This is a genomic window from Curtobacterium flaccumfaciens, assembly GCF_018598405.1.
Classification (GTDB): domain Bacteria; phylum Actinomycetota; class Actinomycetes; order Actinomycetales; family Microbacteriaceae; genus Curtobacterium; species Curtobacterium aurantiacum.
The window spans coordinates 99,083-125,029 of sequence record NZ_JAHEWS010000005.1 but is presented as its reverse complement, the minus strand read 5'-3'; the positions used below and the strand labels follow the sequence as shown (position 1 = coordinate 125,029).

Below are 25,947 nucleotides of genomic sequence, written 5' to 3'. Positions count from 1 at the left end.
TCATGGTACGCCGACGGCCGCGCCCCCGCAGGGACGCGGCCGTCGAACGATCGCGGGCGGCCCGGGGCCGGCGCGCCCCGGGGGCTGCGGTTGCTACTCCTTGACGAGGACGACCTCGTCGAGGGGGATGCGGGTACGCGGAGCGACCTCGCGCGCGGCGGCCTTGTCGTCGAGCTGCGACGGGTGCGCAACGGTGCCGATCGCGGTGACGGTGTACGGCACGAACCGCTCCGGCAGGTCGAACGCGGCACGGAGCCCGGCGGCGTCGATGCCCGCCATCTGGTGCACGTGGAGCCCCTCGGCGTGCGCCTGCACGGTCAGCGCGGCGAGCGACTGGCCGAGGTCGTACTGCGCGAAGGGGCGCTCGTCGCCGTCGGCGGTCACGGTCTCGAGCACGCCGACGACGAGGGCGCTGGCACGGAAGGCCCAGGCGGCGTTGAAGCCGAGCAGGTTCTCGTTGATCTTCCGGAACGTCTCGGTGCCGCGGCGGCCGGCGACGAAGCGGCGGGGCTGGAAGTTCATGGCCGACGGTGCCCAGCGCGCGGCCTCGAGGACGGCGTCGAGCTGCGCGTCCGAGATCGTCGCGGTCTCGTCGTAGGAACGGGGGCTCCACCGCTCCTCGAGCAGCGGCACCAGCGGCTGGCTGGAGTCGGTGGACCGGGTCAGGGTGTCGGCGTTCGTCGAGGTCATGGTGCCGTCAACGGTATTCGATGCGTACGCATTTCCGACCTGAGTGACGTCACATCCCGTCCCGCAGGTGCCAGGATGGACGCGATGGGTGGCGTGTTGACCGGCTTCGCGATCATCGGCGCGATCATCGCCGGTGGGTACGTCGTCGGGCGCATCGGACTACTGGGCCCGCACGCGCAGTTCGTGATGAGCCGGCTCGCGTTCTTCGTGCTGATGCCGTGCCTGCTGTTCCACACCATCGCCACCGCCGACATCGCGTCCCTGCTGTCATCGATGCTCTGGGTCTCCCTGCTGAGCGCCGCCGTGGTCGCTCTCGGTGCCGCCGCCGTGTTCCGCCTCGTGCTGCGCCGGCCAGTCGCCACGACGACCGTCGGGGCGCTGGCGTCGAGCTACGTCAACGCGAACAACATCGGGCTGCCGGTGGCCGTCTACGTGCTCGGCCAGGCGACCGCGGTCGTGCCGGTGATCCTGCTGCAGCTCGTCGTGATGGCGCCGATCGCGCTGACGATCCTGGACGCCGCGACCGCGGGTGGTGGCGGATGGGGCCGACGGATCGCCGGGCCGTTCCGGAACCCGATCATCATCGCCTCGCTCGTCGGGCTCGTGTGCTCGGCAACCGGGATCACGCTGCCCGACCCGGTGCTCGAGCCGTTCTCGCTCGTGGGTGCGGCCGCGGTACCCGTCGTGCTGCTGTCCTTCGGGATGAGCCTGCACGGTGCGACCCCGCTGCGGGACCCCGCGATCCGGACCGACGTCATCGTCGCGTCGTCGATCAAGCTCGTGGTGATGCCGGCCGTGGCGTTCGTCTTCGCTCGGTTCGCGTTCGGGCTCGGCGACCAGGAGGTCTTCGTGCTCACCACCCTCGGCGCCCTGCCGGCGGCGCAGAACGTCTTCAACTACGCGCAGCGGTACGGGGCAGCGGTGCCGGTGGCCCGCGACGTCGTGCTCATCTCGACGCTCGGCTCGGTGCCCGTGCTCGTCGCGATCGCCGCCCTGCTGCACCCGTAGCGCGCGCTGGACGCGCCGGCGTGTTGTCGAGACGCCTCGATGTCGCCGAGACGCCGCCGGATTCGGCGGCGTCTCGCGCGCGTGCGGGCGTCGTGCGGACACGCCGGCGTCTTCCGCGCCCTCGACGCGCGTCGGGACGGACGGGAGGCCCGTGGCGGGGGCGCACCGGGCCTCCCGTCCGGCTGTGGTGGCGGCCACCGCGGATGGTGAGCAGCAGGGGTCGGGTGGCGGTCGCGGACTCGACCATTCCTGCCTCACGGAGCGCGGACGGCGCGCGCGTACCCTGGCGGGCACGCGGGGCGGACCGCCCCGTGACCGATGACCACGACGAGGAGAGCTCCGATGGACACGATGGCGATGATGCAGAACATGTCGAAGACGGACATGCCCATGGAGATGGACATGGGCATGATGCAGGACACGATGATGGCGATGAACGCCGCGTCGATGGCCGCGACGATGTGCTCGGCTGCCGACATGCGCATGGGTGGCGAGATGGCCACGTGCGCCGCGATGTGCTCGAACACGGCGATGCTCGCCGACACCGGCATGCGGATGATGATGCGCCCGATGGGGATGGACATGCCCGCGATGCAGGCGATGCTCATGGCCGTCGTCGCGATGGGCACCGCCTGCGCTACCGAGTGCCGCAAGCACCAGGACATGGACGAGTCCTGCCGCTACTGCGCCATGGCCTGTGACGAGATGGTCGCGAAGTGCCAGGCGATGCTGGGCTCGATGACGGCCTGAACCGGTCCGCCCGCGTCACGCGACGCGCGCGGTGGTCTGCCGACCGCCGGCGCTGAGGATCTCCGCGACCGGGTGGTGGGCGACCGGCTCGCCGACCGACAGGACGCCGTCCGCGTCCGCCACCCGCAGCTGCGTGATGTCCCCGTCGAGGAACAGCACCACCGCGTCGGCGGTGCGGGTCTCGACGACGATGCCGTCGCGCCACGCGCCGGGGGCAGCGCTCGCCATGACGCGCTGGATGGGAAGGATCGTCGTGCGGGACATGGCTTCACCTGCTCTCGAAGGGGTTCGGTGCAGGAAACCTACGTCGGCGTGACGGACGGCTCAATCGCGGCGGACGCCGGGCGTAACAGAGCCGGACGGGTGCCGATCCGGGCCGGGCCGAGCCGGTGACCCGACTCCGATCAGAAGATCATCGGGCGGTCGTCGTCGAGCGACGTGTCCAGGTCGAGGTCGACCACCACGGGGACGTGGTCGCTCGGGGCGTCGCCCTTCCGCTCGTTCCGGTGGATCGAGGCGTCGGTGACGACGTCGGCGAAGGCCTGCGAGCCGAGCACGAAGTCGATGCGCATGCCCTCGTTGCGCGGGAACCGCAGCTGCTTGTAGTCCCAGTAGGTGTAGCCGTCGGGCACGATCGGGCGGACGACGTCCTGCAGGCCGCGGGCCTCGAACTCGCGGAACGCGGCGCGCTCGGGCTCGCTGACGTGGGTGGACCCCTCGAAGACCCGCATGTCCCAGACGTCCTGGTCGAGCGGTGCGACGTTCCAGTCGCCCATCAGCGCGAGCGGGGTCTCCGGGGACGCCTCGATCCACTCCGAGGTGCGGTCGGCCAGCTGGGCGAGCCAGTCGAGCTTGTACGTGTAGTGCGGGTCGCCGAGCTCGCGGCCGTTCGGGACGTAGAGGCTCCAGAGCCGCACACCGTCGACCGTGACGCCGATCGCGCGGGCCTCGACCGGCAGGTCCGGCCCCTCGTGACCCTTCAGGAACCCGGGCTGGCCGGGGAAGTCGCGGGTGACGTCCTCCATCGGCAGGCGGCTGGCGAACGCGACGCCGTTCCACTGGTTCAGGCCGTGCGCCTCGACGTGGTACCCCGCGGCCTCGAACTGCTCGACCGGGAACTGCTCCGGCTTGCACTTGATCTCCTGCATGCCGAGGACGTCGACGTCCTCACGCACCAGCCAGTCGACGATCCGACCCACTCGGGTGCGGACGGAGTTCACGTTCCAGGTCGCGACGCGCATGGAACAAGAACCTACCGGTGCCGACTGACGACCAGGTCGGCGTGGGCAGCGGTGCGAGCGAGCGGGACGTGTGCCGTCCGTGCGGCGTACGGGACGTGCGTCGTCCGGGACGTGCGTCGGCTGTGCGGCGTCCGGCACGATGGTGTTCGCTGGAGGCCAGCAATCGATCGCACGGAGGCAGCAATGGCATCGACGACGAACCGCGTCGACGGGACCACGACCGGGGCCACGCTCGGCACCGGGGCCGGGAGCACCCAGCCCGCCGGCACCACCACGACGCAGGTCACCGCCAAGGGCAGGACCATCATCGACGACACGGTCGTCGCGAAGGTCGCGGGCATCGCCGCCCGCGACGTCCCCGGCGTCTTCGCGCTCGGCGGCAACGCCTCCCGGGCGTTCGGCGCCATCCGCGACGCGATCGGGTCGAGCGCGCTCGGCCAGGGCGTCCGCGTCGAGGTCGGCGAAACCCAGGTCGCCGTCGACCTGACCATCGTCGTCGACTACCCGACGCCGATGATGGAGGTCGCCTCCGCGGTCCGTGCCGCCGTCACGAACGCCGTCACCGAACTCGTCGGCCTCGAGGTCACCGAGGTCAACATCGCCATCAACGACGTGAACATCCCGGCGCTCAACGGCGTCGCGGACGAGCTCGACACCCGGGACGGTCGGGTCCGGTGAACGCCACCGTCGTCGGGATGGGCACCGGGGCCCTGCTCGCCATCGTCGCCGTGACGCTCGGGTTCTGGGCGTTCGTCGTGGTCGCCGTCTGCATGGCCGTCGGCGCCCTGGTCGCCCGCATCGTCACGGGTGACGTCGACTTCCGTCGCCTGCTCGACGTGCTGCGCGGACGCCGGAGCTCGTCGTGAGCGACGCCGCCGTCGCCACGACCGGCGACAGCGGCGTCCGGCTCCGCGGCTCCGACCGCATCGGCACGTCGGCGTTGGTGCACACCGCCCAGGCGGTCGCCGCCGAAGCACTGCGCGTGGCCTTCCGGGAGGTCCGTGCCCGGGTCGCCGACGACGGTCGCGGCGCGCTGGCGGTCGAGATCACCGCCCCGCTCGCCCTGCCGGTGCTGGGCTCGCACGCACTGCCCGACGAACCCGTCGTCGCCACGGCGCACCGTGCCCGCGGCACGATCGCCGAGCGCTTCCGGACCATCACCGGCCGACAGGTCGCCCGGGTCACCGTGACCTTCGCGTCGTCGGTCGTGGAGACCCCGAGGAGGGTCCGGTGACCGCCTCACCCCTGGTCGGCGAGCCCGCTACCGACCACGTCGCCACGTACCGCCGACTGCTGCGCCGTGAGACCCACGTCTCCCGCTCGGCCGCTGTGGTCGTCGCGATGCTCATCGCCCTCGTGCTGGCCGCTGTCGCGATCTTCGCCGGTGCGCTCGTGCTGCTCGACCAGAACGTGCTCGGCGTCGACCCCCGTGCCGTCGTGGACGCCGTTCGTGCGGCACCGGACGGACTCGACACCACGATCGTCGTGGCCGCCGCCTCGCTCGTCGCGCTCGTCGGTCTCGTGCTCCTGCTGCAGGGGATCCTGCCCCAGCGCCGCCCGCGGCACGCGATGTCGTCGGACCGCCTCGCCGTGGTCGTCGACGACGAGGTCCTGGCCTCCGCTGCGGCCCGCGCCGCTCGATCCGCGACCCGACTCGGTGCCGACGCAGCGGTGGGCACCGTCGGCCGCCGCACGGTCGACGTCGTGCTCCGTCCGCCGGCGGGGGTGGACGTCCCCTCGGTCGCCGCCACCGAGGCCGTCGAGCGTGAGTTCGCCCACATCGACGCGCAGCCGCCGCTCACCGCCCGGGTGCGGGTGCAGCCGACCGGACGGGTGGACGGATGAACGCCACGAACCGTGGACTCGGCCGTGCGGCACTCGTCGTGCTCGGGCTCGTCCTGCTCGTCGCAGGGGTGGCCGCGATCCTGGTGCAGACCGCGCAGGGGCTGCCGGTCGTCGCGTCGTGGTGGCGCACGGCGGGCGGTGCGCTCGCCACACTCGGCACCGGGGCGCCACGTGACGACTCGGTGTTCGCGTGGACCTGCGTGCTCGGCGGTGGCGTCGTGCTCGGCGTGCTCGCACTCGTCGTGCTGACGACGCTCGGCGGTGGCCGCGAGGGCACCGTCGTGGACAGCGACGGTTCGGCCGACGGCGTCGCCGGCTCGGTGCGCATCGAGTCCACGGCCGTGCAGCACGCGCTCTCCTCGGCCATCGGCGACATGCCCCAGGTCGGCTCGCTCGCCGTCGACGTCTACCGGGTCCGTGGTGGTCGGGCGATCCGGGTGCGGGTCCGTCCGCGCCGGGGTGCCGCGCCGCGCGAGATCACCGAACGGGTCGAGGCCGTCGTCGCCGACCTCGACGCCCTGCTCGGTGAGCGCCTGCCCGTGCTGCTCGAGATCGCCCGTGGTGGGTCGGGATCGTCCCGGCCGGACCGCGTGCACTGAGCGTCGCCTGGTGCGCTCGATCGGTGGACTGCCCCGACCGGGCGAGACCGTCCCGGTGCCGCACGTCGTCGCCGAGGCCGCTCGGGGGCGTGAGGTCGCCCTCGTCTGGCACAACCAGATCGGCGGGACGACGTTCCGCATCGGGCCGGACGCGCACGCCGAGGAGTTCGTGAAGGTCCTGCCGCACGCCTACGGTTCGTGGATCGGCGGTGAGGTGGCACGGCTGACGTGGGCATCCCGGTACGCCCGGGTGCCGGAGGTCATCGGCCATGGCTCGGACGACGACGGCGTCTGGCTGCACACCCGCGCGGTGCCCGGCTGGAGCGCCGTCGACCCGCGCTGGCACGACGACCCCCGGACCGCCGTGGTCGCGGTGGGGGAGGGCCTGCGCGCACTGCACGACACCCTTCCTGTCGACGACTGCCCGTTCACGTGGTCGACCGCGGACCGGCTCGATCGAGCGCGCGGGGCTGCCGCCGACGCTGCCGCCGACGCGGTCCGCGGTCCGGGCGGTCTCGGTCCGGAGCCACCGGCTGACCGGAGCGTCGTCTGCCACGGTGACCCGTGCACGCCCAACACGCTCATCGGTGCGGACCGGCGGTGGAGCGGGCACGTCGACCTGGACGCGATGGGCGTCGCGGACCGGTGGGCGGACATCGCGGTGGCGACGATGGCCCTCGGATGGAACTACGGACCCGGGTGGGAGCCGCTGTTCCACCGGGCGTACGGGCTGCCGGACGACCCGGAGCGCACCGCCTGGTACCGGGCGCTCTGGAACGGGGACGTGGACGACCTGGGGCCTGCGGCGCGCTGAACCGGAGCCGTCGTGGTGCTCGATCCGATCAGATCTTCGGCGGGTTGATGATCGGGTCGTCCCACTGGGGGAAGTCCGGGTAGACGCCGGGGAGCGACCGGTCGGGGAACTTGACGGTCGAGCGTCCGTAGATGGCCGTCGAGAGAGCGCGTGCGTCGTTGGTCCAGAAGGGTTCGCTGTAGACCTCGAGCGTGTACCGGCCGTTCGTCTGCGCCGAGTAGATGAGCTGCCAGCCGTCACCGGTGGTGGCCCAGGCTTCGTGGTCGCCGGTGACCGTGCGTCGCTCGATGTCCCAGCCCTGTTCGGTGAAGTAGTCGATCATCGGTTGGAGGTCCCGCTGTTGGCCGGTGGCGCCAGGCGGGGACCAGAGCCGCCCGCTCCGCATGTCGTAGCTGTTCTTCGTGTCCGAACCCGGTAACGGGGCTACGCCGTCGCCGCCGATCTGCGGGATGTCGTCGCCGCTGTCCCATTCCCATTCGCCGTCGTGCACCTGGAGCTGCGCGTTCCGCAGGAGTTGCTGCATGTGTTCGTAGTGGTCGCGGTAGGCGTCGAACTCTTGGTGCAGGGACATCTCGGCGACGTCGTCCTGGGTCAGGCCGGCTGCGTCGGTGGGCATCTGGCTTCCTCCTGCCGCGCACCCCGACAGCAGCCCCAGGGTCAGGGCGGCAGTCGTGATGGCGCGAAGCATCGGGTCAGATCTTCGGCGGGTTGATGATCGGGTCGTCCCATTGGGGGAAGTCCGGATAGACGCCGGGGAGGGAACGATCAGGGAACTTCACGATCGAGCGTCCATAGACGGCCGTCGAGAGGGCGTTGGAGTCGTTGGTCCAGAAGGGTTCGCTGTACACGGTGAGGGGGTTGTCGCCGTTCTCCTGGGCGGTGTACTGGATCTGCCAGCCGTCGCCGGTGGTGGCCCAGACTTCTTCGTCGCCGGTGATGGTGCGATGTTCGATGGTCCAGCCCTGTTCGGTGAAGTAGTCGATCATCGGTTTGAGTGCGTGCTGTTGGTCGGTGCCGCTGGGCGGGGACCAGAGCCGGGTGGTGCTCATGTCGTAGCTGTTCTTCGTGTCGGAGCCGGGCAGGGGTGCGACGCCGTCTCCGCCGATGCCGGGGACGTCGTCGCCGCCGCCCCATTCCCATTCGCCGTCGTGGACGTGGAGTTGCGCGGCTTTCAGGAGTCGTTGCATGTGTTCGTAGTGGTCGCGGTAGGCGTCGAACTCTTGGTGCAGGGACATCTCGGCGACCTCGTCCTGGGTGAGGCCGGCTGCGTCGGTGGGCATCTGGCTTCCTCCTGCCGCGCACCCCGACAGCAGCCCCAGGGTCAGGGCAGCAGTGGTGATGGCACGGAGCATCAGATCTTGGGTGGGCTGACGATGGGGGATTCCCACGATGGGAACGCTGGGTAGACGCCCGGGAGCGATCGATCGGGGTAGGCCCCATCGTTCCGTCCTCCGACTGCCTCGGAGAGTGCATCTGCATCGTTCGTCCAGAAGGGTTCGCTGTAGACGGTGAGGGGGTTGTCGCCGTTCTCCTGGGCGGTGTACTGGATCTGCCAGCCGTCGCCGATGGTGGCCCAAATTTCTTCGTCGCCGGTGATGGTGCGGTGTTCGATGGTCCAGCCCTGTTCGGTGAAGTAGCCGATCATCGGTTGCAGGTCGCGTTCCTGGTCAAGGGCGCCGGGTGGGGACCAGAGCCGGGTGGTGCTCATGTCGTAGCTGTTCTTGGTGTCCGCGCCGGGCAGGGGTGCGACGCCGTCGCCTCCGATCAATGGGACACGGTCGCCACCGCCCCAATCCCATTCTCCGTCGTGGACCTGGAGTTGCGCGGCTTTCAGGAGCCGCTGCATTTGCTCGTAGTGGGCGCGGTAGGCGTCGAACTCTTGGTGCAGGGACATCTCGGCGACGTCGTCCTGGGTGAGGCCGGATGCGTCGGTGGGCGCTCGATTTCCTCCGGCGACGCAGCCGCTGAGGAGTCCCAACGCGAGGACCGCCGTGACGAGGGACCGGAGCATCGGTTCAGATTTTCGGAGGGTTGATGATGGGGTCGTCCCACTCGGGGAAGTCCGGGTAGACGCCGGGGAGGGACCGGTCGGGGAAGTCGGCGCGGGAGCGTCCTGCTACGGCTCGCCGGAGCTTGTGTGCGTCGTTGGTCCAGAAGGGTTCGCTGTAGACGGTGAGGGGGTTGTCGCCGTTCTCTTGGGCGGTGTACTGGATCTGCCAGCCGTCGCCGGTGGTGGCCCAGATTTCTTGGTCGCCGGTGATGGTGCGGTGTTCGATGGTCCAGCCCTGTTCGGTGAAGTAGTCGATCATCGGTTTGAGTGCGTGCTGTTGGTCGGTGCCGCTGGGCGGGGACCAGAGCCGGGTGGTGCTCATGTCGTAGCTGTTCTTCGTGTCGGAGCCGGGCAGGGGTGCGACGCCGTCTCCGCCGATGCCGGGGACGTCGTCGCCGCCGCCCCATTCCCATTCGCCGTCGTGGACGTGGAGTTGCGCGGCTTTCAGGAGTCGTTGCATGTGTTCGTAGTGGTCGCGGTAGGCGTCGAACTCTTGGTGCAGGGACATCTCGGCGACCTCGTCCTGGGTGAGGCCGGCTGCGTCGGTGGGCATCTGGGTTCCTCCTGCCGCGCACCCCGACAGCAGCCCGAGGGTCAGGGCGGCAGTCGTGATGGCACGGAGCATCGGTCGCATGGTCTTCATCATGGCTTCCCCGTCGCGATGATCTTCGCGATGGTCTGTTGTGCGGTGGCATCTCGGGACAGGTAGCCGACGCCGCTGTTCGGGAACATGTCGTGCCCGGTGACGGCGCTGCCGCCAGCAGAGTCGTCAGCGCCGAACGTGTCGACGTCCGGAAGGTCGCGTGGATCGGTGCGTCCGATCCGGCCGAGGATCGCTGTGTGGTCAGCGGACCCCTCGGTCGCGTACACATGGTCCACGTTGAGGTGCTCGGGAGTCGTGGTGTCGGTGAACCCGACGGACCCGTACGTGACGAGCGAGTCGACCCGGTACCGAGTCTGCGCGAGCGCTTCGGCCGCGGTGGTGGACCCGTAGGAGTGCCCGAGGACGGTCAGTGACCGCGGCGCGCTGCCCCGGCTGTCGTGGATGCCGTCGAGGAACGAGGCGAGGTTCGCCCCGCCCGCGGTCGCGCGCTCCTGGCGCGGGACCTCGAGGGGGCCGGGTGCGCGGTACCCGATCCAGGACACGACCGCGAACGATTCGGACCGGCGCTGTTTCCACGCCGTTGCCAGCAGGCCGTCCGCAGCACGGACCTTCTCGTCCATGCTGTCGACGGCAGACGTTGCACCGGGGACGTTGACCGTCACGTTCGACGCGGTGTCCAGATCGCCGAGGACGACTGCGGCGACGAGTGAGCCGTCCGACACGCCGAACCCGACGAGTTGTGCCACGGCCCTCGACGGTCGGGGGATGGTGCGCGCGAGATCGTCGGCGTCACGGAGGCCGTCCCGAAGTGCCACCACCTGCTTCCGGAACTCGTCGAGGCTGACCGCGCCGTAGGTGTACGGCAGCCCCATCAGCCGGTACAGCCGCTCCGGGTCTCGTACCGCGGCCGAGAGGACGGCCCGGGACGCGACGTCGCGCTGCGCTGCCGGAACGCCGTCGAGTCCTGCGAACTGCAGCTGCGTGGGCAGGGGCAACGCCCGGACGTCGGCGTCGGTGAAGCCGAGCGCGGCCCAGGCCGCTGCGACCTCCGCCGGGGTCAGGGACGGATCGAGCAGCCGCTGCAGCCCGAGTGGGAGTTTGGAGGTGCCGGCGACGTCGAGTGCAGCGTTCGCGAGGGAACCGCCTCCAGCGGCGCTGAACGCGCTGGCGATCCGATCGATCCACGATGCGTCGTCGGCGTTCTCGGCGAGGTAGTCGGCGAAACCACCTGGCAACGACGCCCCGTCGACCGGGACCCAGCTGCAACCGCTGCGGAACACGGTCCACGCGTTGCGCACCCGCACGAGGTCTTGCTCCGTCGAGGAGTCTTGCACCCGAGCCACGGCAGCGAACTTCCGCAGCCGAGCGGGATCTGCCCCGCTCCGTTCTCCGGACCGGCCGCCGGTGCGCTGCCGGGAGCGCGCGCTGAACACCGCGGACACCGGAGAAGGTCGCTGTGGCGTGCCCGATGGTTCAGGGTCGAACACCGAGCTGCTCCAGTCGAGCACGGGCTGCATCGGGAGCCCGCCGCCGGCGCGAACCAGGTCACGGTCGGCCTCGCGCTGCCGCCACGCGGCGACGTCCGCCAACCGCTTGCGTTCGGCGTCGGCCTGCCGCTGCACGGCCCGGAGCTGCTCGACCAGGGACTCGAGCGCCTTCGCCAGCCGGATCCGGTCTTGTGACTCCGTGAGCCGTGCGGCCTCGAACAACCTCGAGTACGCGCCGTCGAAGTCGAGCAACGCGGCGTCGGCGATGCTCTGACGCGGTGCTGCGCTGGCTCGCAGTGTCATTGCCACCTCCACACCGCAGTCGATCAACCGCGACGCCGCGGCGTCGTCGAACTCGATCCCCATCGTCCCCCCAATACCGACCGGCCCCTCATGGAACCGTAGCAGCCGAAGTGCGAACGGTGAAGTTTCACGCCGATGTGTTGAGAAGTTGCCGCGGCGATGGGCGGCGGTCCCCATCGGGACCGTTCGGGTTAGAAGGCGACTCCCCGCGCGGACATGAACGGCACCGGGTCGGTGGTGGCACCGTTGATGTGCACCTCGACGTGGCTGTGGCAGCCGGTCGAGGCCCCGGTGGAACCGACGAGCGCGATGAGCTGCCCCGCGGAGACCTGCTGTCCGGTGGCGACCCGGAAGCCGCCGTCGACGATGTGGCCGTACGCGGTCTGCACCCCGCCACCGTGGCTGATGCGGACGTAGTTGCCGTAGCCGCCGTACCAGCCGACGTAGTCGACGGTGCCGGACGACGCCGCGACGATGGGCGTGTAGCAACCGCTCGCCAGGTCGGTGCCCTCGTGCATGGTCACGGCGCCGGTGATCGGGTGCACGCGGTAGCCGTAGGGGCTGATCACGTAGCCGCTCGCCGGACGGACCCAGCCGGTGCCCGAGCCTGCGCCGACGGAACCGCCGCCGCCCGAACCGCTGCTGCCGGTCGAGCCGCCACCAGACGGAGCGCCCCCGCCGGAGTTCGCGGCGGCCTGTGCGGCGGCCGCGCGCTGTGCGGCGGCTGCGCGCTCTGCGGCTTCGCGCGCCGCCTTCTCCTCCGCCGCCTTGCGGACGCGCTCACCCTTGGCGAACTCGGCTTCGGTGCGGACACGGCCGGAGGTCAGGGTCGCGAGCTGGGCGTCGAGTCGTGCCTTGTTGGACTGCTGCTCGTCGTAGGCGGCCTGTGCTGCGTCGGAGGCCGACTGGGCTTCCTGCATGCGGTCCTGAGCTTCGGCGGCGAGGTCGCCCAGTGCTTCGGCGGCCCGGTCGGCCTGGGCCTCGAGCGAACGGGCGACGGCGGCGTCGGCACTCGCGGCGGCCTGGACGCGCTCGGCCTGCTCCGAGAGCTTGCTCAGCGCACCGAGGTTGTAGAGGAGGTCACTGGCGTCTTCGCCCTGGGTGATCACCGACGTGGTGACGTCGGCACCGCCGGAGCGGGACATCTGCGCGGCGAACTGCCCGGCCTGCGCGGCGCTCTGGTCGGCGACCTTCGCGTGGTCCTTCGCGTCGGCGCGGAGCTGCTGTTCCTTCTCGGCGGCGGTCTGGGCCTTGCGCTGCGCCTTGTAGAACACGTCACCGAGCTTCTTGGCCTTTGCCTCGGCAGCCTCGACCTTGGCGTCCAGCTCGCTGATGATGCCCCGGATCTCGGTGATCTGCCCCTGCTTCGCGGACTCCTTGCCGCGGGCGGACTTCACTTCGTCCCACGTGGGGTAGCTCACCGCCTGGGCTGCCGGGGCGTCGGCGATGACCGTGCCGACGAGGCCCGCGAGCGCGAGGCCGGTGACGGCGAGGCGCAGGCGCACGGGGACACGGGGGGCGCGGGGGCTGGTGGGGCGAGACATCGAGCACGAGCCTATACATCCGTACAGCGAGTATCGGACGGCGACGCGCCGCTGTGGACAACTTCAGCAGTGGGCGTCAGAAGCCACGGTCACGGCGGATGACCTCGGCGCTCCCGACGACCTCGCGCCGCAGGACCGCTTCGCCCGCGGTGCCGGCGTAGTCGTAGACGTCGAAACCCGTGCAGTGCGTGATGGTCGCCGGTGCGCCGAGGGAGTCCTCCACGGCCGTCGTCCAGAGGTCGTGCGAGCCGACCACCACGAAGGTCGGGTCGGCGTCGCGGTAGGCGCCGAGGTCGACGAGCCACGGGTACGTCTCGAAGGTGTCGCGGACCTGCAGGAGCTCGACGTTCGTCGCCGCGTAGGTGGCGAGGGGCCGCACGGTCCAGAACTGTCCGACGCCGGTGACCTCGCGTCCGTCCGCCCAGCGGTCGAGGCACGCAGCCGCCGGGTACCGCGCGGTCGCCACGGCGTGCGCGGTCCCCGGGGCCACCGCGATCCCGACCGCGAGCACGGCGGCCATCGCGACGGCGACGCCGGCGCGCACCCCGCGGCGCGGACGGTGCACGCGGGTGCGGCGGACCGCGGTGCGGGTGAGTTCGGCGACGGCGACGAGCGCGAGCAGCGGTGCGGTGACGATCGGCTGGAGGTAGCGGGGGGTCTCGGACCCGGCGACGACGACCCCGACGGAGACGGCGACCACGGTGACCAGGGGGAGCAGCGTGGCGACGAGCACGGTGCGGGCGGTGTGGACCCGCCAGGCCCAGACCGTGCCGCCGACGGTGACGAGCACCCCGGCGAACAGCAGCAGGAGCCCGAGGTCGCCCGCGGCGGAGCCCGCCCGATCGTCGGTCAGTGCCGCGAAGAACCGCACGGTGGCACCGGCCCGCGACGGCTGCACGTACGTCGCCGGGTCGAGCGAGACGAAGGGCCGCAGCGGGATGCGCACCAGGTACCCGATGACCGAGCCGACCGTGACGGTGCCGCCCAACAGCACCGCCGGGTGCCACGGCACCCGTCGCGCGAGCACCAGGAGCCCGAGCGTGACCACCACGGGAGCCGCCGACCACGGCACGTACAGCGGGTTCGACGCCGTCGTGCACGCGGCGACGAGTCCGAGCACCACGAGGAGCGGCACCGACGCCCGCCCGAGCCGCACCGCACGCAGCACGAGCACCGCGGTGCCGAGCATCGCCAGCACGGCGCCGTAGTAGTAGGTGGTCGTGAGCAGCAGGGACGCCAGCTCGAGCGAGGTCGCCGTCGCCGACGACTCGGTCAGCACCAGCAGCGTGACGATGCCGAGCGCCCCGGCGGACACCGCGATCCGGGCCGGGCGGCCGGCTGACGGCATCAGCTCGTTCGCGGCCGCCCGCACCAGCGCGTACACGGCGAGGAGCACGAGCACCCCGTTCAGCGCCAGGGCCTGCTGCGGCGTCGCGGTGACGAACGAACTGACCAGGTACGCGGGCAGCTCGGGGAAGAAGAACAGCGCGGGCGACATCGCCCACTCGAACGGCTGCCCGGCCTGCACCGAGCGCTCGACGAGCGGCAGCAGCACCGAGTCGCCGTCGTACCAGAGCAACGCCACCCGGTCCGTGGCGATGACGTGACGCAGGGCGATGACGGCCAGGGCCAGCGCGACCAGGCCGCCCAGGGCCTCCCGACCGATCGTGACGGCCACGGCGCCGGGCCGACGGCCGCCGGACGGAGCCGGCGCCACGGCGGGGCGGCGCGGTGCTCGGGACATGCCCCGGAGCGTACCGAGGCAGCCTCGGTGCCGGCGCTCGATGACCCCACAGGACGGGGGAGCGGGCTGCGAGCCCGACCGACTACCCTTGTGGGCTGTGACCGACGCGCGCGAACAGTTGATCCAGTACATCTCCTCCGAAGCGGTGTTCCACGGCGACTTCACCCTGACCAGCGGGAAGAAGGCGACGTACTACATCGACCTGCGGAAGGTCAGCCTGGACCACCGCGTCGCGCCCCTGATCGGGCAGGTCATGACCGAGCTCGTGCAGCAGGTGCCGGACGTCTCCGCCGTCGGTGGCCTCACCATGGGCGCCGACCCCATCGCCAGCGCCGTCCTGCACCAGGCCGCCGCGCAGGGCCTGACCTACGACGCCTTCGTCGTCCGCAAGGAGCCGAAGGACCACGGCCGCGGCAAGCAGGTCGAGGGACCGGACCTCAGGGGCAAGCGCGTCGTCGTGCTCGAGGACACCTCCACCACGGGCGGCTCGCCGCTCAAGGCGGCCGAGGCGCTCGAGCGCGAGGGTGCGATCGTCGCCGCCGTCGCGGTCGTCGTCGACCGGGACACCGGTGCGAAGGAGACGATCGAAGCGGCCGGGTACCCGTACTTCGCGGCCATCGGGCTGGCTGATCTGGGGCTGACCGCGTGACCGGGGAGCGTCCGGACGACGCACGCGAACCCGACGGCACCGCCGGCCCGGCAGACGGGGACGACGGCCTGGAGGCTCGGCGTGCGTCCGGATCGGACGCTCCGTTCCACGGTCTCCGCAGCGCTGCGGACATCTTCGGGGCCCCGCGTGGCGAGGAGGACTGGCCGTCGCGGCGGGAGCGCCGGGAGGCCGAGCGCACCGCTCGGGAGACCGGCGCACCGCTGCCCGAGCCCTTCGTGGCGGACGCGGACGCGGAGGCTGCCGATCCTGCTGCTGATGCTCCGGCTGCTGACGCTCCGGCTGCTCCGGTGCTCGACGACGGGGCGACCCAGGCCATCTCGATGCCCGCCGAGCTGCTCGCGCCGTCGGAGAACCCCGACGCCGCCGTCGAGCACGAGCGCTCCACGCTGCACGACCGGATCCCGGCCGCCGCCGACGTTCCACCGGACTCCACCGCACCGCACCCGTCCTCGATCGTGCTGCCCACCGCCCAGACCCACCGCGACGAACGGGCTGCCGCCTCGAAGGCCATCGAGGACGAGCGCAGACGGGTCGACCCGTTCGGCGAGGGCCGTGCCGACGTCGACTGGCTCGGCCGTGCGACCGGATCGCACCCGGAGCCCGTCGCCCCTGCTGCGCCGCAGCCCCTCGGCGTCGAGAACGTGCTCCCCCCGACCGAGGAGCCGCCGACCTTCACCGACCTGCTGCGCATCACGAGCACCGGGCCGGTCCCCACGCAGACCGGTGGGCACGACCGGCCGTTCGACTGGGCGATCCACGACGACCAGGCCGGCGAGGTCCCGGCGACGCTGACCACCGACTCGTTCGACACCACCGCGCTCGCCACTGGGTCCTGGTCGCTCGCCGACGAGTCCGACGACGAGGACGAGGTCGTCGCGGGCGAGGTCGACACCCCGGCAGACGGGCTGCCCCAGGCACCGCGCACGTACCCGGTGCCGCCGGCCGTCCCGGTGCCGCCGGTGGTGCCCCCGGCGGTCCCCGCTGCGGGTGCCGCTGCCGCCGTCGCTGCCGGCGCTGGTTCGTCGGACGCGAGCGAGGCCGCGGAACCGACCGAGGCCGTGGAAGCACCCCGTGGGCCCGCCGGAGACGACGTGCCGGACGCGACCGAGGGCCTCCAGTCCGATGCCCCGACCACCGCGTTGCCGGCTGCCGGGACGCCCTGGTGGTCCGAGCCCGACGCGACCGTGCCGCCGACCGCTGCGCCGCCGCTCGTCCAGCCGGCCGCCGACGAGCCGTCCTACCCGGCGCACCTGCCGCCCTCGGTGGGACAGGACCTCGACGCCGTGCTCGGGCTTCGCGGGAACGACACGGGCCCGCAGCCGGAGTCCCTTCCGGCCGCTGCGCCGGAGGACCTGGACCAGTCCGAGTGGGACGGTCGCGAGACCAGCGACACGAGCGCCATCAAGGACCTGTTCGGCACCGAGGCCGTCGGGCAACTCGGCGGCACCGGCTACGACCCGGAGGACACCGGGACGCGGATGATGCCCGCTGCCGCCGTTCCCGCAGCTGCTGCTCCTGCTCCTGCTCCTGTTGCTCCTGCTGCCTCCCGCTCGGCTGTTGGTGCTGCTGGCGGTCCGGACCGTGAGCCCGGCGAGCGCGACAACTTCATCAACGAGGGCTTCGCGCGGCTGCGGAACGAGGGCAAGCGCGGCAAGCAGCTGCTCATCTGGGGCTCGATCGCCCTGATCCTCGTGCTCATCGTCCTGGTGTTCCTGCTGTCGAAGTGGATCCTGGGGAACAACATCGCCGACCAGGCCGTGCCGACGAAGTCGCCTGCTGCGGCCTCCTCGGCACCGGCGACCCCGACCGCTGCGCCGTCGGAGTCCGCCTCGCAGCCGAGTGACGCCGCGGCACCGGGCACCACGCTGCAGTTCGCCACGACGCCGGCGTTGCCCGGTGAGCACGCCTGGACCGACCTCGCGGGCGGGGAGTGCCTGTCGCCGTTCACGAACGCGTGGTCGCAGACCTTCACCGTCGTCGACTGCGCGACGCCGCACATCGGGCAGCTGACCGCACGGCTTGCCGTCGAGGGGGACACCTACCCCGGCGCCGAGGCCCTGGCGACCCAGGCAGCCGACCAGTGCCAGTCCGACGCGGCGCTGAACGCCTCGGCCGCTGCGGCCGTGGGTGACGTGCAGGTGCAGGGCTCGTACGCGCCGGACCAGGCGACGTGGGACCAGGGCAACCGGTTCATCTCGTGCTTCGTGACGCGGTCGTCGGGGCAGCCGCTGACCGGGTCGCTGGCGCCAGGGGCGTAGGGGCGGGGCGGTCGGTGCGGGTCGGTTGGCGCGGTCGGTCGGCGCGGGTCCGACGCGGAACGACGATGTCGACGTCGTACGACAACGACATCGTCGTTCCTCGTGCGCCGGGACTGTCCGCGTGTGCAACGAACGACATCCCCGCTGTCGTACGACAGCGACATCGTCGTTCCTCGTGCGCCGGGGCTAACGACAGCCGACCGCACGGCTCCTGACGCTGTGCCCCGAGGCTTGACACGGCCCCGGCGCGAGGGGCTTCGATGGTGAGATGACCGTGCTCACCGATGCCCTCGCCGACCCGCGATCCTCCGTCCGCCTGCAGGCCGTGATGGCCGCGGGGACCACCCCGGACCCGGCAGACATCGACGTGCTCGTCGCGCAGTGCGCCGTCGAGCCGGACTTCTTTGTCCGCGACATGCTCACGTGGGCGCTCACCCGGCACCCCGCCGAGGACGTCGTCGCGCGCGTCCTGCCCGAACTCGAGCGCCCCGAGCCGCAGGCCCGCAGCCAGGCGCTGCACACCCTGTCGAAGATCGGCGACCCGGGCGCGTGGCCCGCGGTGCGCCCGCTGCTCGAGGACCGGGACGACGAGGTGCTCCGCGCGGCCTGGCGGACCGCCGTCGCGCTGGTGCCCGACGGCGAACGGGCGGCGCTCGCGCGGACCCTCGCGGTGCAGCTCGGCGTCGGCGACCGGGAGCGTCGGCTCAGTCTGTCGCGTGCCCTGGTGGGACTCGGCGAGGACACCGTCGCGCCGGTCCTCGCAGCGGCCGCCGACCGGGGGACCGACGCCGTCCTGGAGCACGTGCGCGAGACCGAACGACTCCTGCACGACCCGGACGCTGCGTCCGCGCTCGCTGTCGAGCGGGCCCGGCGCGAGGTTGCCCTCGGCCGGACCCGGTCCGTCAAGGGCTAGGGCCTGCGGGCGCGCCCGGCCGGGAGCGCCGGGTGGTCGCGAACCGTCGGCTGCGGGGCTCCCGGGCGACAGATGGTGACTTCTCGACGGACGTGAGCGGGGTGTCGTGACCGGTGGGGGCGCCGGACGGGAGGCCCGTGGCGGCCGCGCACCGGGCCTCCCGTCCGACGCCACGCGCGTTCGCGGGCCGCGGCGCGGTCATGACGCCCCGTGCGCTGGGCACCGAGTGGTCGCGAACCGTCGCCTGCGGGGCTCCCGGGCGACGGTTCATGACCCCTCGGCGGACGTGAGCGGGGTGTCTCGACCAGCCGACCAGCCGACCAGCCGGCCAGCCGACCAGCCGACCAGCCCGCGTGCGCAGCGCCGTCAGTCGCCGTCGGGTGCGAGCCAGATGGCCGACGCGGCCGCGGCCGGCAGGTCGACGAGTGACTCCGAGCCGTCGGTGGACCGCCGCGACACCGCGATGACGCCGGCGTAGTCCCGCACCCGCTCGACCCGCAGGTGTGTGCCGAGCCCGACCCCGAGCTCGTCGAAGTACCGCAGCAGCGAGGGGTCGTCGTCCGAGACACGGTCGACGGTGCCGCACGCTCCCGGCTCGATCGCGCCGAGGAGGGTGCCGGGGGAGTCCGGCACGATGCCGTCGGCGCCGGGGATCGGATCACCGTGGGGGTCGTGCGTCGGATGGCCGAGGTCGGCGTCCACCCGGTCGAGGAACTGCTCCGACACGGCGTGCTCGAGGGCCTCGGCCTCGGTGTGGACCTCGTCCCACGAGTAGCCGAGCCGCTCCACCAGGAACGTCTCGATCAGCCGGTGCCGCCGGACCATCGCCACCGCGACCTGCTGCCCGAGCGGGGTGAGCACGACGCCGTAGTACGGGGTGTGCTCGATCAGGCCGTCACGGTCGAGCTTCTTGAGGTTGCCCGACACCGTCGACGCCGACACCTTCAGGGACGCCGCGATGTCCCGCGTCGCCAGGCCGGGCCCGCCACGCTCGCTGGCCTTCCAGATGAGCTTGACGTAGTCCTCTGCCATCGTGGACAGGGAGGGCAGGCGCATACCGCCAATCGTACGTCCCGCCTGGTACAACCAGCAGATGACCACCACCGCCCCCGTCCGAGCTCGCCGCCGCCGCTGGCCGGTCCCGCCGTCGCTGCTGCTCGGGCTCGCGCCGCTCGTGGTGTTCGCGGCGATCAGCGCCTGGCGGTCGCGGCCGAGCGACGACTACGCGACCCTCGGGCAGACGGTCGACAGCGTCGTGCACGCCCTCGTCATCCCCGAGGGCATCGCCGTCGCGGCACTCGCCCTGTTCGTCACGGCGCTCGGCTGGTGGCGGATCGCCACGGTCGACCCCGTCCGGACGCGGCTGCGCTGGACGATGCTCGCGCCGATCCTCGTGCTCGTGGTGTGCGTCGTCCGGCTGCCCCTGATCGACTGGTCGGCGCTGCCCGCGCACTACTTCCTGCTGCTCGCCGTCGGGGTGCTGTTCGTCGGGGTGTTCGAGGAGCTGATGGCCCGCGGCACCCTGCTCGTCGGGCTGCGGCGGCGCCTGCCGGAGATCGGGGTCTGGGCCCTGTCGTGCGCGCTGTTCGGGCTGCTGCACCTGCTCAACGCGCTCGCGGGCGCCGGGATCGGTCCGACGGTGATCCAGGTGGTGTTCGCGGCGTCGTTCGGGTCGACGCTGTACGTCGCGCGTCGGCTGACCGGTTCGCTGCTCGCACCGGTGCTGCTGCACGCCTTCTGGGACTTCGGGTCGATCGGGTTCTCCGCGACCGTGGACACGAGCGACTCGGGGCGCGTGGTGCTGCTCGGGCTGATCGGGCTGTTCTCGTTCGGGGTGCTCGCGTTCGGCATCGTGGCGGGCGGGATCATCGCCTGGTACGACGACCGGCCCCGTCGGCTGGCGAAGCGGTGGCGTCCGGTGCCGCCGATGGCGGCGTTCGCCCTGGAGGCCCGTGGGTCGTTCCACGAGCCGGCTGCGGCGGGTGACGCGGTCGCGTCCGGTGTCGGGGTCGACGCGCGGTAGCGGTCGCGTCCGGTGTCCGGGTTGACGCGCGTCAGCGGTCGCGTCCGGCCGGGGCTAGAGCTCGACCTCGAACGGCTCGGTGCGCACGAGCTCGTGCACGCCGGAGATGACCTCGCTCGGACGGAACGGGTACCGGTCGATCTCCGCCTGGTCGCTGATGCCCGTCATGACGAGCACGGTGTGCAGTCCCGCCTCGATGCCGGCTTGCACGTCGGTGTCCATGCGGTCGCCGATCATGCCGGTGTTCTCGGAGTGCGCCCCGATCCGGTTCATCGCGGAGCGGAACATCATCGGGTTGGGCTTGCCCACCACGTAGGGCTGCTTGCCGGTGGCCTTCTCGATCATCGCCGCGATGGCGCCGGTCGCCGGCAGGACCCCCTCGGCGCTCGGGCCGGTGGCGTCGGGGTTCGTCACGATGAACCGGGCTCCGGCGCGGATGAGCCGGACGGCCTTGGTGATCGCCTCGAACGAGTAGTTGCGGGTCTCGCCGACGACGACGTAGTCGGGCGCCGTCTCGGTCATGATGAACCCGGCCTCGTGCAGGGCAGTCGTCATGCCCGCTTCACCGATGACGAACGCCGAGCCGCCGGGCATCTGTGACTTGCAGAAGTCGGCGGTCGCGAGCGCGCTCGTCCAGATCCGCTCCTCGGGCACGTGCAGGCCCGATCCCCGGAGCCGGGCGCTGAGGTCGCGCGGCGTGAAGATCGAGTTGTTCGTCAGCACGAGGAACTCGGTGCCGTCGTCGAGCCACTGCTGGATGAGCTCCGGGGCGCCGGGGAGCGCCTGGTTCTCGTGGACGAGCACGCCGTCCATGTCGGTCAGCCAGCACTCGACGTCGTCTCGGGTCGCCATGGGCCTCACCTTACTGCGCAGGGGTTCACGCCTTCCGTCCTGATGCTCGGCAATCACCATCGACGATATGCGGAACATGAATAATTGTTTTGAGATGCAATATGTGCGTACGCTGCCGGTCGGGGCGGTCCTCGTCCCCACGATCTGCGGGACATCAGCCTCGCGAGAACAAGGAGACCCATGCGATCTCGAAGTAGAGCGCGCATCGCCGTGTCGGCGCTGACCACCGCTGGCGTCGTCCTCTGCCTTGCCCTGCCGGCCGCCCCGGCGTCGGCGTCGGCGAGCGAGCCAGAAGGACCCGACAGCACAGCATCCGCCGCGACGCAGAGCACGGTCGCCGTCGCGATCGACGTCACGAAGGACGGCAACGGCCCCGTCACCCCGACGGACGGCGCTGGTGGCGACGCGAGCGAGAAGAACGGCATCGTCCGCACGATGGACGCGATCACGTACCGCGTCTCCCTCAACTCGAACGACGGCACCAGCACGAACGAACGCTTCAGCGCGACCGCCCCCGCCGGCACGTCGTGGGCAGGGGTGCCGACCATCTGCGTCGGTCCGGGTTCGGCGGTCTCGGGGGCCGTGCTGACCTGCAACATCGGCACGCTCCGAGAAGGCCGGACGGTCTCCGTGCCGATCGTCCTCGACGTCTCGGGCGAGTTGCAGAACGGCGACACGATCGCCGTCCCGGTTACCGCGACGGCGGACGAGGCCGAGAACGGGACCGCCACCGCGGTCGCTGACTCCGTCACGGTGTCCGCAGCCGCGCGCTACAACCTGAGCAAGAACGTCCACGCGTCATCGCTCCGGACCGACGTCACCGGTCCGGACGGAACGACGAAGGGGTTGCAGCTGATCTACCCGATCGCCGTGGACTGGCAGCCGCTCGTGCCCGGACAGGGGCTCCTCGGGTTCGAGAAGAGCGTCGGCCCGATGTCGTTCACGGACGACCTCTCCGAGATCCTCGGCGATGTGCCCTCCGACGCCGTGCTGTGGAACGGCGGCAACCCGGCCTGCGGCCCGAACGCCGACAACGGCTGGCGGATGGCCGGTCTCCCCGGCGGCCAGGGCGGCGGGGAGGCAGCCGTCACCGACTCCGGGACGTTCAGCTGCACCCAGACCGCTCCAGGGCAGGACGTCGACGTCACGATCACCGACACCGTCACCGACCCGACGCGCATCCCCTCGAAGAACGTCGCCGGCGGCCCGATCAGGGGTGGCAACAAGTCGTACTTCGTCAGCGGGTACATCAGCCTGTGGATGCCCAACCCCCCGGTCGGTACTTCGGTTGACTCGATCAACACGTTCACCCCGCTCCAGACCACCTCACTCAGCGGTGCATCGAACTTCCCGGGCGGCACCGAGCCCACCGGAGACAACTCCGCGAAGCGCAACATCATCGAGTACGCACCCGGCGGAACGCAGAAGCAGTTCCACCGGGTCATCGACAACGGCAGGGTCGTCGAAGACGGATCCGCAAAGCACGGCGACCCGTGGACCACGCCCGGAACACTGCTCCGGAGCGACGTCGGCGCATGGAACAACGGCCTCTCCCCGTACGAGAACGTGATCCTCTGCGACACGTTCGACCGTGACACCCAGCGTGCCACCCGCGTCGGAGGCAGCAGGACCGTGGCATGGACCAGCGGTCTCACCGGCGCTGAGGTGCAGTACGCCGCGTACGACATGACCTCTCCGGCCGCCGGTCAGAAGGCGACGTGCGACGACGGCGACGGCCCCTGGTACGACCAGCCGGAAGACGTCCCCGGCGGCCTCGACGCCGTCGGCGCGGTCCGCGCAACCGGCGACATCCGGGGCGGCAACACCGGCACGCTCTACAGCTACGTCACCACCGAGGACGCCGCCGACGGCACACGGGCCCACGACTTCGGTCACGCGTGGTTCGGCGACCGCTCAGAGCGCTGGGTGCACGACGTCTGGTCCGACGCGGACCTCGGTGCCGGCCCCCTTTCCGACAGCGTCATCCTCACCGAGAACCTCGCCCGGATCCAGAAGAAGATCGTCGACCCCGGCCACGACGCGGCCGACACCCCCGACGAGACCACCTTCGCCGTCGCCGGTGGCACCGTCGACTACGCGCTGTACCCGTCGCTCACGAACGGCAACACCACCGGGAAGGAGACCTCCGTGGCGGTGCGGGACGTCCTGCCGAACCACGTGACCTACGTCGCCGGCAGTGCCTCCGAGGTGCCGGAGATCGACACCACGAAGGACGACGAGGGCAACGAGGTCCAGCGCCTCACCTGGACGATGCAGGTCAAGCCGAACGAGGCGATCGACCCGATCACGTACACCGCCGCGGTCTCGAAGCTCGCGCCGGCGGGGGCGATCACCAACACGACGGACATCGCCTCGCCGACGGACAAGTCGCCGCAGGCGCTCCGCAACGCCGAGCGCGCCGTCCAGGTCGTCGCAGCCGGCGGCGTCGGCGTCGAGAAGACCGCCGTCGAACCGGTCGTCGTCTCGGGGGACCACCTGGCGTGGGACCTCGGGTACACGAACATCGACGCCACCCCGATCGACGGCCTGGACGTCATCGACGTCCTTCCGTACCGGGGCGACACCCGCAACTCCACCTTCCACGGCACGGTCGGACTCGCCGCGCCCATCGCGGTCGCCGCCGCCGCCGGTGAGCGCGTCCGCTACACGAACCGCAACCCGCACGACGTCGTGCTCGACGCCGCTGACCCGTCGAACCAGGGCGGTGGCGCCACCACCTGGTGCTCGGCGTCGGCGTTCGGTACCGAGGGGTGCCCCGCCCGGCTCGCGGACGTCACGGCTGCGCGCATCCTGCGGACCGCCCCCGTGGGAGTGGCCGAGACCGTCACGCACCGGGTCGTGGTCGCGACGGCGGGCCAGCGGGACGGTGACGCGTACACGAACCGGTTCGGCCTCCGTGCCTCGAACCTCGCTCTGCCGGTCCAGTCCAACCCGGCGACGGTCACCGTCGTCGCCGGTTCGATCGGCGACCGCGTGTGGTCCGACGAGGACGGCGACGGTCTGCAGGACGACGACGAAGTCGGCATCGCCGACGTCTCGGTCCGCCTCACCGGCTCGGACGACCGCGGCGAGGCCGTGCGCCGGACCACCACCACGGACGGCGACGGCGAGTACACCTTCGACGACCTGCGCCCCGGCTCGTACACCGTCCAATGGACGGCACCGGACGGTCGGGAGTTCACGAAGGAGCTCGTCGGCGACGACCGCGCGATCGACTCCGACGCCGACGCCTCCGGCGTGACCGCAACCGTCGATCTCGCCGCGATCCGTTCCGACGAGGGCCAGCTCGAGCACATCGAACAGGACCGCACCGTCGACGCGGGGCTCCTGCCCGCAACGGAGACGCCGACCGGACCGCCGGTGACGCCCGGTGGCCCGGGAGTGCCCGGGACGCCCGGACATCCCGGGAACGCCGGGAGCGCCGGGTCTTTGGGAACACCCGGCACCCGCGACGACGCGGAGGCCTCGGCGGGTACCGGCGACGGATCCCGCGGCTCGGCACGCGGCGGACTGGCGTTCACCGGAGCCGACGGACTGGGACTGGCGGCGGTGACGGCGGTGTTGCTCCTGGCCCTGGGGGGCCTCCTCGCGGCGCGCAGACGTCGCACCCGCGGATCGAGCCAGCGCTGAGCAGTGGGGCCGCGGCGAGGCAGTCGCCGCGGCCCCACTGACGGTCCGCTCAGAAAGGGCCGGGAGGCCCGGAGCGGCTCTTGCGCGCTGCTCTGAGACCCGAGATGGTCGAGACACCGAACCGCGGTCGGCTTTTGCCCTACGCTTTTCGGGACACGTACCGAATCAAGGAGGCCCCCTCGTGCTCGTCGAACCCGGAACCCCGTCCACCGCGCCCCGACCCACCCCGGTGTCGGAGACGGAGCTCGAGGTGACGCCGCGACGACGCCGAGGCCGCCCGAACGTGTTGTCCCGTGAGCAGGTGATCGACGCCGCCACGACCATCGCGAACGAGGACGGCCTCGACCGCCTGTCCTTCCGGGCACTGGGCGTGCGGCTCGGCGTCGCCCCGATGACCGTGCACCGGACCATCGGCGGCCTGGACGACCTGCACGCCGAACTCGTCCGCCGCACCGTCGACGAGTTCACCGCGACGTTCGTCTGGCCGGACGAGTGGCACGCCGTCGTCCGCACCTTCGCCACGACGTTCCGCGACCTGATGCGCACGCACCCCCTCGTGCTCGAGTCGCACAGCCAGCGTGCGCCGCTCGCGTCGACCGAGTCCGACGCCGTCGTGGCGAAGGTCGTCGGGGCCTTGCAGGACGCGGGTCTGCCGCCGGCCGAGGCGATGTACACCTTCTTCGTCGTCTACGACTTCGTGGTCGGGCACGCCGGGGTGCAGGTCGGACGCGGGGACTCCGAGGCCGGACGCCCGGAACGGCACCGGCTGGTGGGCGAGATCCTCGGCGAGCACTCCTACGACGACCGGTTCGCGCTCGGCCTCGACATCCTGATCGCCGGCATCGAGGCCCGCATCGCTCGCACCGCCTGACGAGGCCGCGCGCGGCCCTACGCTGGTCGG

26 protein-coding genes are annotated in these 25,947 nt (G+C 71.6%); 14 read left to right on the top strand and 12 right to left on the bottom strand.

The genetic code is table 11. The features are described from left to right. Nucleotides 1–93: 93 nt before the first annotated feature. Nucleotides 94–690 (bottom strand): nitroreductase family protein, encoded by a 597-nt coding sequence (locus tag KK097_RS04985; protein ID WP_214543900.1) that lies wholly within the window; start codon nt 688–690, stop codon nt 94–96. A gap of 84 nt (nt 691–774) precedes the next feature. On the opposite strand from KK097_RS04985, the gene KK097_RS04980 reads away from it, so the two are divergent. Both KK097_RS04980 and KK097_RS04975 read left to right on the top strand, forming a co-directional pair. After that, nucleotides 775–1,698 (top strand): AEC family transporter, encoded by a 924-nt coding sequence (locus KK097_RS04980; RefSeq protein ID WP_214543899.1) that lies wholly within the window; start codon nt 775–777, stop codon nt 1,696–1,698. A 342-nt stretch (nt 1,699–2,040) separates the two neighbouring features. Next, on the top strand, nt 2,041–2,448 hold the full coding sequence (locus tag KK097_RS04975) for a four-helix bundle copper-binding protein (RefSeq protein WP_214543898.1): 408 nt from the start codon (nt 2,041–2,043) through the stop codon (nt 2,446–2,448). A gap of 15 nt (nt 2,449–2,463) precedes the next feature. Here the strand turns inward: KK097_RS04975 and KK097_RS04970 are convergent, their stop codons facing one another. Both KK097_RS04970 and KK097_RS04965 read right to left on the bottom strand, forming a co-directional pair. After that, nucleotides 2,464–2,712, bottom strand: coding sequence for a nuclease (locus tag KK097_RS04970; RefSeq protein ID WP_214528834.1), 249 nt, complete (start codon nt 2,710–2,712; stop codon nt 2,464–2,466). A gap of 140 nt (nt 2,713–2,852) precedes the next feature. Continuing rightward, nucleotides 2,853–3,689, bottom strand: a complete 837-nt coding sequence (locus KK097_RS04965) for an exodeoxyribonuclease III (protein WP_110864246.1) — start codon at nt 3,687–3,689, stop codon at nt 2,853–2,855. A 183-nt stretch (nt 3,690–3,872) separates the two neighbouring features. Between KK097_RS04965 and KK097_RS04960 the strand changes: the two genes are divergently transcribed. Genes KK097_RS04960 through KK097_RS04935 form a run of 6 tightly spaced genes read left to right on the top strand, consistent with a single transcriptional unit; the run spans nt 3,873 to nt 6,947 of the window. After that, nucleotides 3,873–4,367 carry an Asp23/Gls24 family envelope stress response protein gene (locus KK097_RS04960; protein WP_110858766.1) on the top strand — a complete coding sequence of 165 codons (495 nt, stop codon included), beginning with the start codon at nt 3,873–3,875 and terminating at the stop codon, nt 4,365–4,367. Next, complete coding sequence (locus tag KK097_RS04955; protein WP_027464859.1) at nt 4,364–4,555, top strand: DUF2273 domain-containing protein; 192 nt, start codon at nt 4,364–4,366, stop codon at nt 4,553–4,555. Before KK097_RS04960 ends, KK097_RS04955 begins: the two co-directional genes overlap by 4 nt. Then, nucleotides 4,552–4,923, top strand: a complete 372-nt coding sequence (locus KK097_RS04950; RefSeq protein ID WP_214528836.1) for a hypothetical protein — start codon at nt 4,552–4,554, stop codon at nt 4,921–4,923. The genes KK097_RS04955 and KK097_RS04950 overlap by 4 nt, the downstream gene beginning before the upstream one ends. Further along, the gene (locus KK097_RS04945; RefSeq protein WP_214543897.1) at nt 4,920–5,534 is read left to right on the top strand and encodes a hypothetical protein; all 615 of its coding nucleotides are present in this window, start codon (nt 4,920–4,922) and stop codon (nt 5,532–5,534) included. Before KK097_RS04950 ends, KK097_RS04945 begins: the two co-directional genes overlap by 4 nt. After that, nucleotides 5,531–6,133 carry a hypothetical protein gene (locus KK097_RS04940; RefSeq protein ID WP_214543896.1) on the top strand — a complete coding sequence of 201 codons (603 nt, stop codon included), beginning with the start codon at nt 5,531–5,533 and terminating at the stop codon, nt 6,131–6,133. The genes KK097_RS04945 and KK097_RS04940 overlap by 4 nt, the downstream gene beginning before the upstream one ends. A gap of 10 nt (nt 6,134–6,143) precedes the next feature. Next, complete coding sequence (locus KK097_RS04935; RefSeq protein ID WP_307858332.1) at nt 6,144–6,947, top strand: phosphotransferase; 804 nt, start codon at nt 6,144–6,146, stop codon at nt 6,945–6,947. Nucleotides 6,948–6,975: 28 nt separating this feature from the next. On the opposite strand, the gene KK097_RS04930 is transcribed toward KK097_RS04935, so the two are convergent. The 7 genes from KK097_RS04930 to KK097_RS04900 form a co-directional block, all read right to left on the bottom strand. Further along, nucleotides 6,976–7,563 carry a hypothetical protein gene (locus KK097_RS04930; protein WP_214543895.1) on the bottom strand — a complete coding sequence of 196 codons (588 nt, stop codon included), beginning with the start codon at nt 7,561–7,563 and terminating at the stop codon, nt 6,976–6,978. 76 nt (nt 7,564–7,639) lie between these two features. Next, nucleotides 7,640–8,227 carry a hypothetical protein gene (locus tag KK097_RS04925; RefSeq protein ID WP_214543894.1) on the bottom strand — a complete coding sequence of 196 codons (588 nt, stop codon included), beginning with the start codon at nt 8,225–8,227 and terminating at the stop codon, nt 7,640–7,642. 71 nt (nt 8,228–8,298) lie between these two features. Further along, a complete protein-coding gene (locus tag KK097_RS04920; protein WP_214543893.1) occupies nt 8,299–8,925 on the bottom strand; it encodes a hypothetical protein in 627 nt (208 codons plus the stop codon). A 37-nt stretch (nt 8,926–8,962) separates the two neighbouring features. Beyond that, nucleotides 8,963–9,643 carry a hypothetical protein gene (locus KK097_RS04915; protein WP_214543892.1) on the bottom strand — a complete coding sequence of 227 codons (681 nt, stop codon included), beginning with the start codon at nt 9,641–9,643 and terminating at the stop codon, nt 8,963–8,965. Then, complete coding sequence (locus tag KK097_RS04910) at nt 9,640–11,391, bottom strand: alpha/beta hydrolase (protein ID WP_214543891.1); 1,752 nt, start codon at nt 11,389–11,391, stop codon at nt 9,640–9,642. The genes KK097_RS04915 and KK097_RS04910 overlap by 4 nt, the downstream gene beginning before the upstream one ends. Nucleotides 11,392–11,582: 191 nt before the next feature. After that, nucleotides 11,583–12,935 (bottom strand): M23 family metallopeptidase, encoded by a 1,353-nt coding sequence (locus KK097_RS04905; protein WP_214528845.1) that lies wholly within the window; start codon nt 12,933–12,935, stop codon nt 11,583–11,585. Nucleotides 12,936–13,011: 76 nt separating this feature from the next. Continuing rightward, a complete protein-coding gene (locus KK097_RS04900) occupies nt 13,012–14,679 on the bottom strand; it encodes a hypothetical protein (RefSeq protein WP_214528846.1) in 1,668 nt (555 codons plus the stop codon). Between the two features lie 97 nt (nt 14,680–14,776). Between KK097_RS04900 and pyrE the strand changes: the two genes are divergently transcribed. The 3 genes from pyrE (at nt 14,777) to KK097_RS04885 (ending at nt 18,520) form a co-directional block, all read left to right on the top strand. After that, nucleotides 14,777–15,328 carry an orotate phosphoribosyltransferase gene (gene pyrE / locus KK097_RS04895; protein ID WP_214528847.1) on the top strand — a complete coding sequence of 184 codons (552 nt, stop codon included), beginning with the start codon at nt 14,777–14,779 and terminating at the stop codon, nt 15,326–15,328. Then, nucleotides 15,325–17,607, top strand: coding sequence for a septum formation family protein (locus tag KK097_RS18595; RefSeq protein ID WP_214543890.1), 2,283 nt, complete (start codon nt 15,325–15,327; stop codon nt 17,605–17,607). The genes pyrE and KK097_RS18595 overlap by 4 nt, the downstream gene beginning before the upstream one ends. Nucleotides 17,608–17,875: 268 nt before the next feature. Then, a complete protein-coding gene (locus tag KK097_RS04885) occupies nt 17,876–18,520 on the top strand; it encodes a HEAT repeat domain-containing protein (RefSeq protein ID WP_214543889.1) in 645 nt (214 codons plus the stop codon). Nucleotides 18,521–18,886: 366 nt separating this feature from the next. Here KK097_RS04885 and KK097_RS04880 read toward each other — a convergent pair whose 3' ends face one another. Further along, the gene (locus tag KK097_RS04880) at nt 18,887–19,576 is read right to left on the bottom strand and encodes a metal-dependent transcriptional regulator (protein WP_214528850.1); all 690 of its coding nucleotides are present in this window, start codon (nt 19,574–19,576) and stop codon (nt 18,887–18,889) included. 37 nt (nt 19,577–19,613) lie between these two features. Here KK097_RS04880 and KK097_RS04875 point away from each other — a divergent pair, with 37 nt between their 5' ends. Continuing rightward, nucleotides 19,614–20,543 (top strand): CPBP family intramembrane glutamic endopeptidase, encoded by a 930-nt coding sequence (locus KK097_RS04875; protein ID WP_214543888.1) that lies wholly within the window; start codon nt 19,614–19,616, stop codon nt 20,541–20,543. 54 nt (nt 20,544–20,597) lie between these two features. Here the strand turns inward: KK097_RS04875 and KK097_RS04870 are convergent, their stop codons facing one another. After that, nucleotides 20,598–21,395 carry an HAD-IIA family hydrolase gene (locus tag KK097_RS04870; RefSeq protein ID WP_027464991.1) on the bottom strand — a complete coding sequence of 266 codons (798 nt, stop codon included), beginning with the start codon at nt 21,393–21,395 and terminating at the stop codon, nt 20,598–20,600. Nucleotides 21,396–21,575: 180 nt separating this feature from the next. On the opposite strand from KK097_RS04870, the gene KK097_RS04865 reads away from it, so the two are divergent. Together KK097_RS04865 and KK097_RS17915 are read left to right on the top strand one after the other, a co-directional pair. Then, on the top strand, nt 21,576–25,046 hold the full coding sequence (locus KK097_RS04865; RefSeq protein WP_214543887.1) for an SdrD B-like domain-containing protein: 3,471 nt from the start codon (nt 21,576–21,578) through the stop codon (nt 25,044–25,046). Between the two features lie 181 nt (nt 25,047–25,227). Then, nucleotides 25,228–25,917, top strand: coding sequence for a TetR/AcrR family transcriptional regulator (locus KK097_RS17915; protein WP_214543886.1), 690 nt, complete (start codon nt 25,228–25,230; stop codon nt 25,915–25,917). The last annotated feature ends 30 nt before the right edge of the window (nt 25,918–25,947 follow it).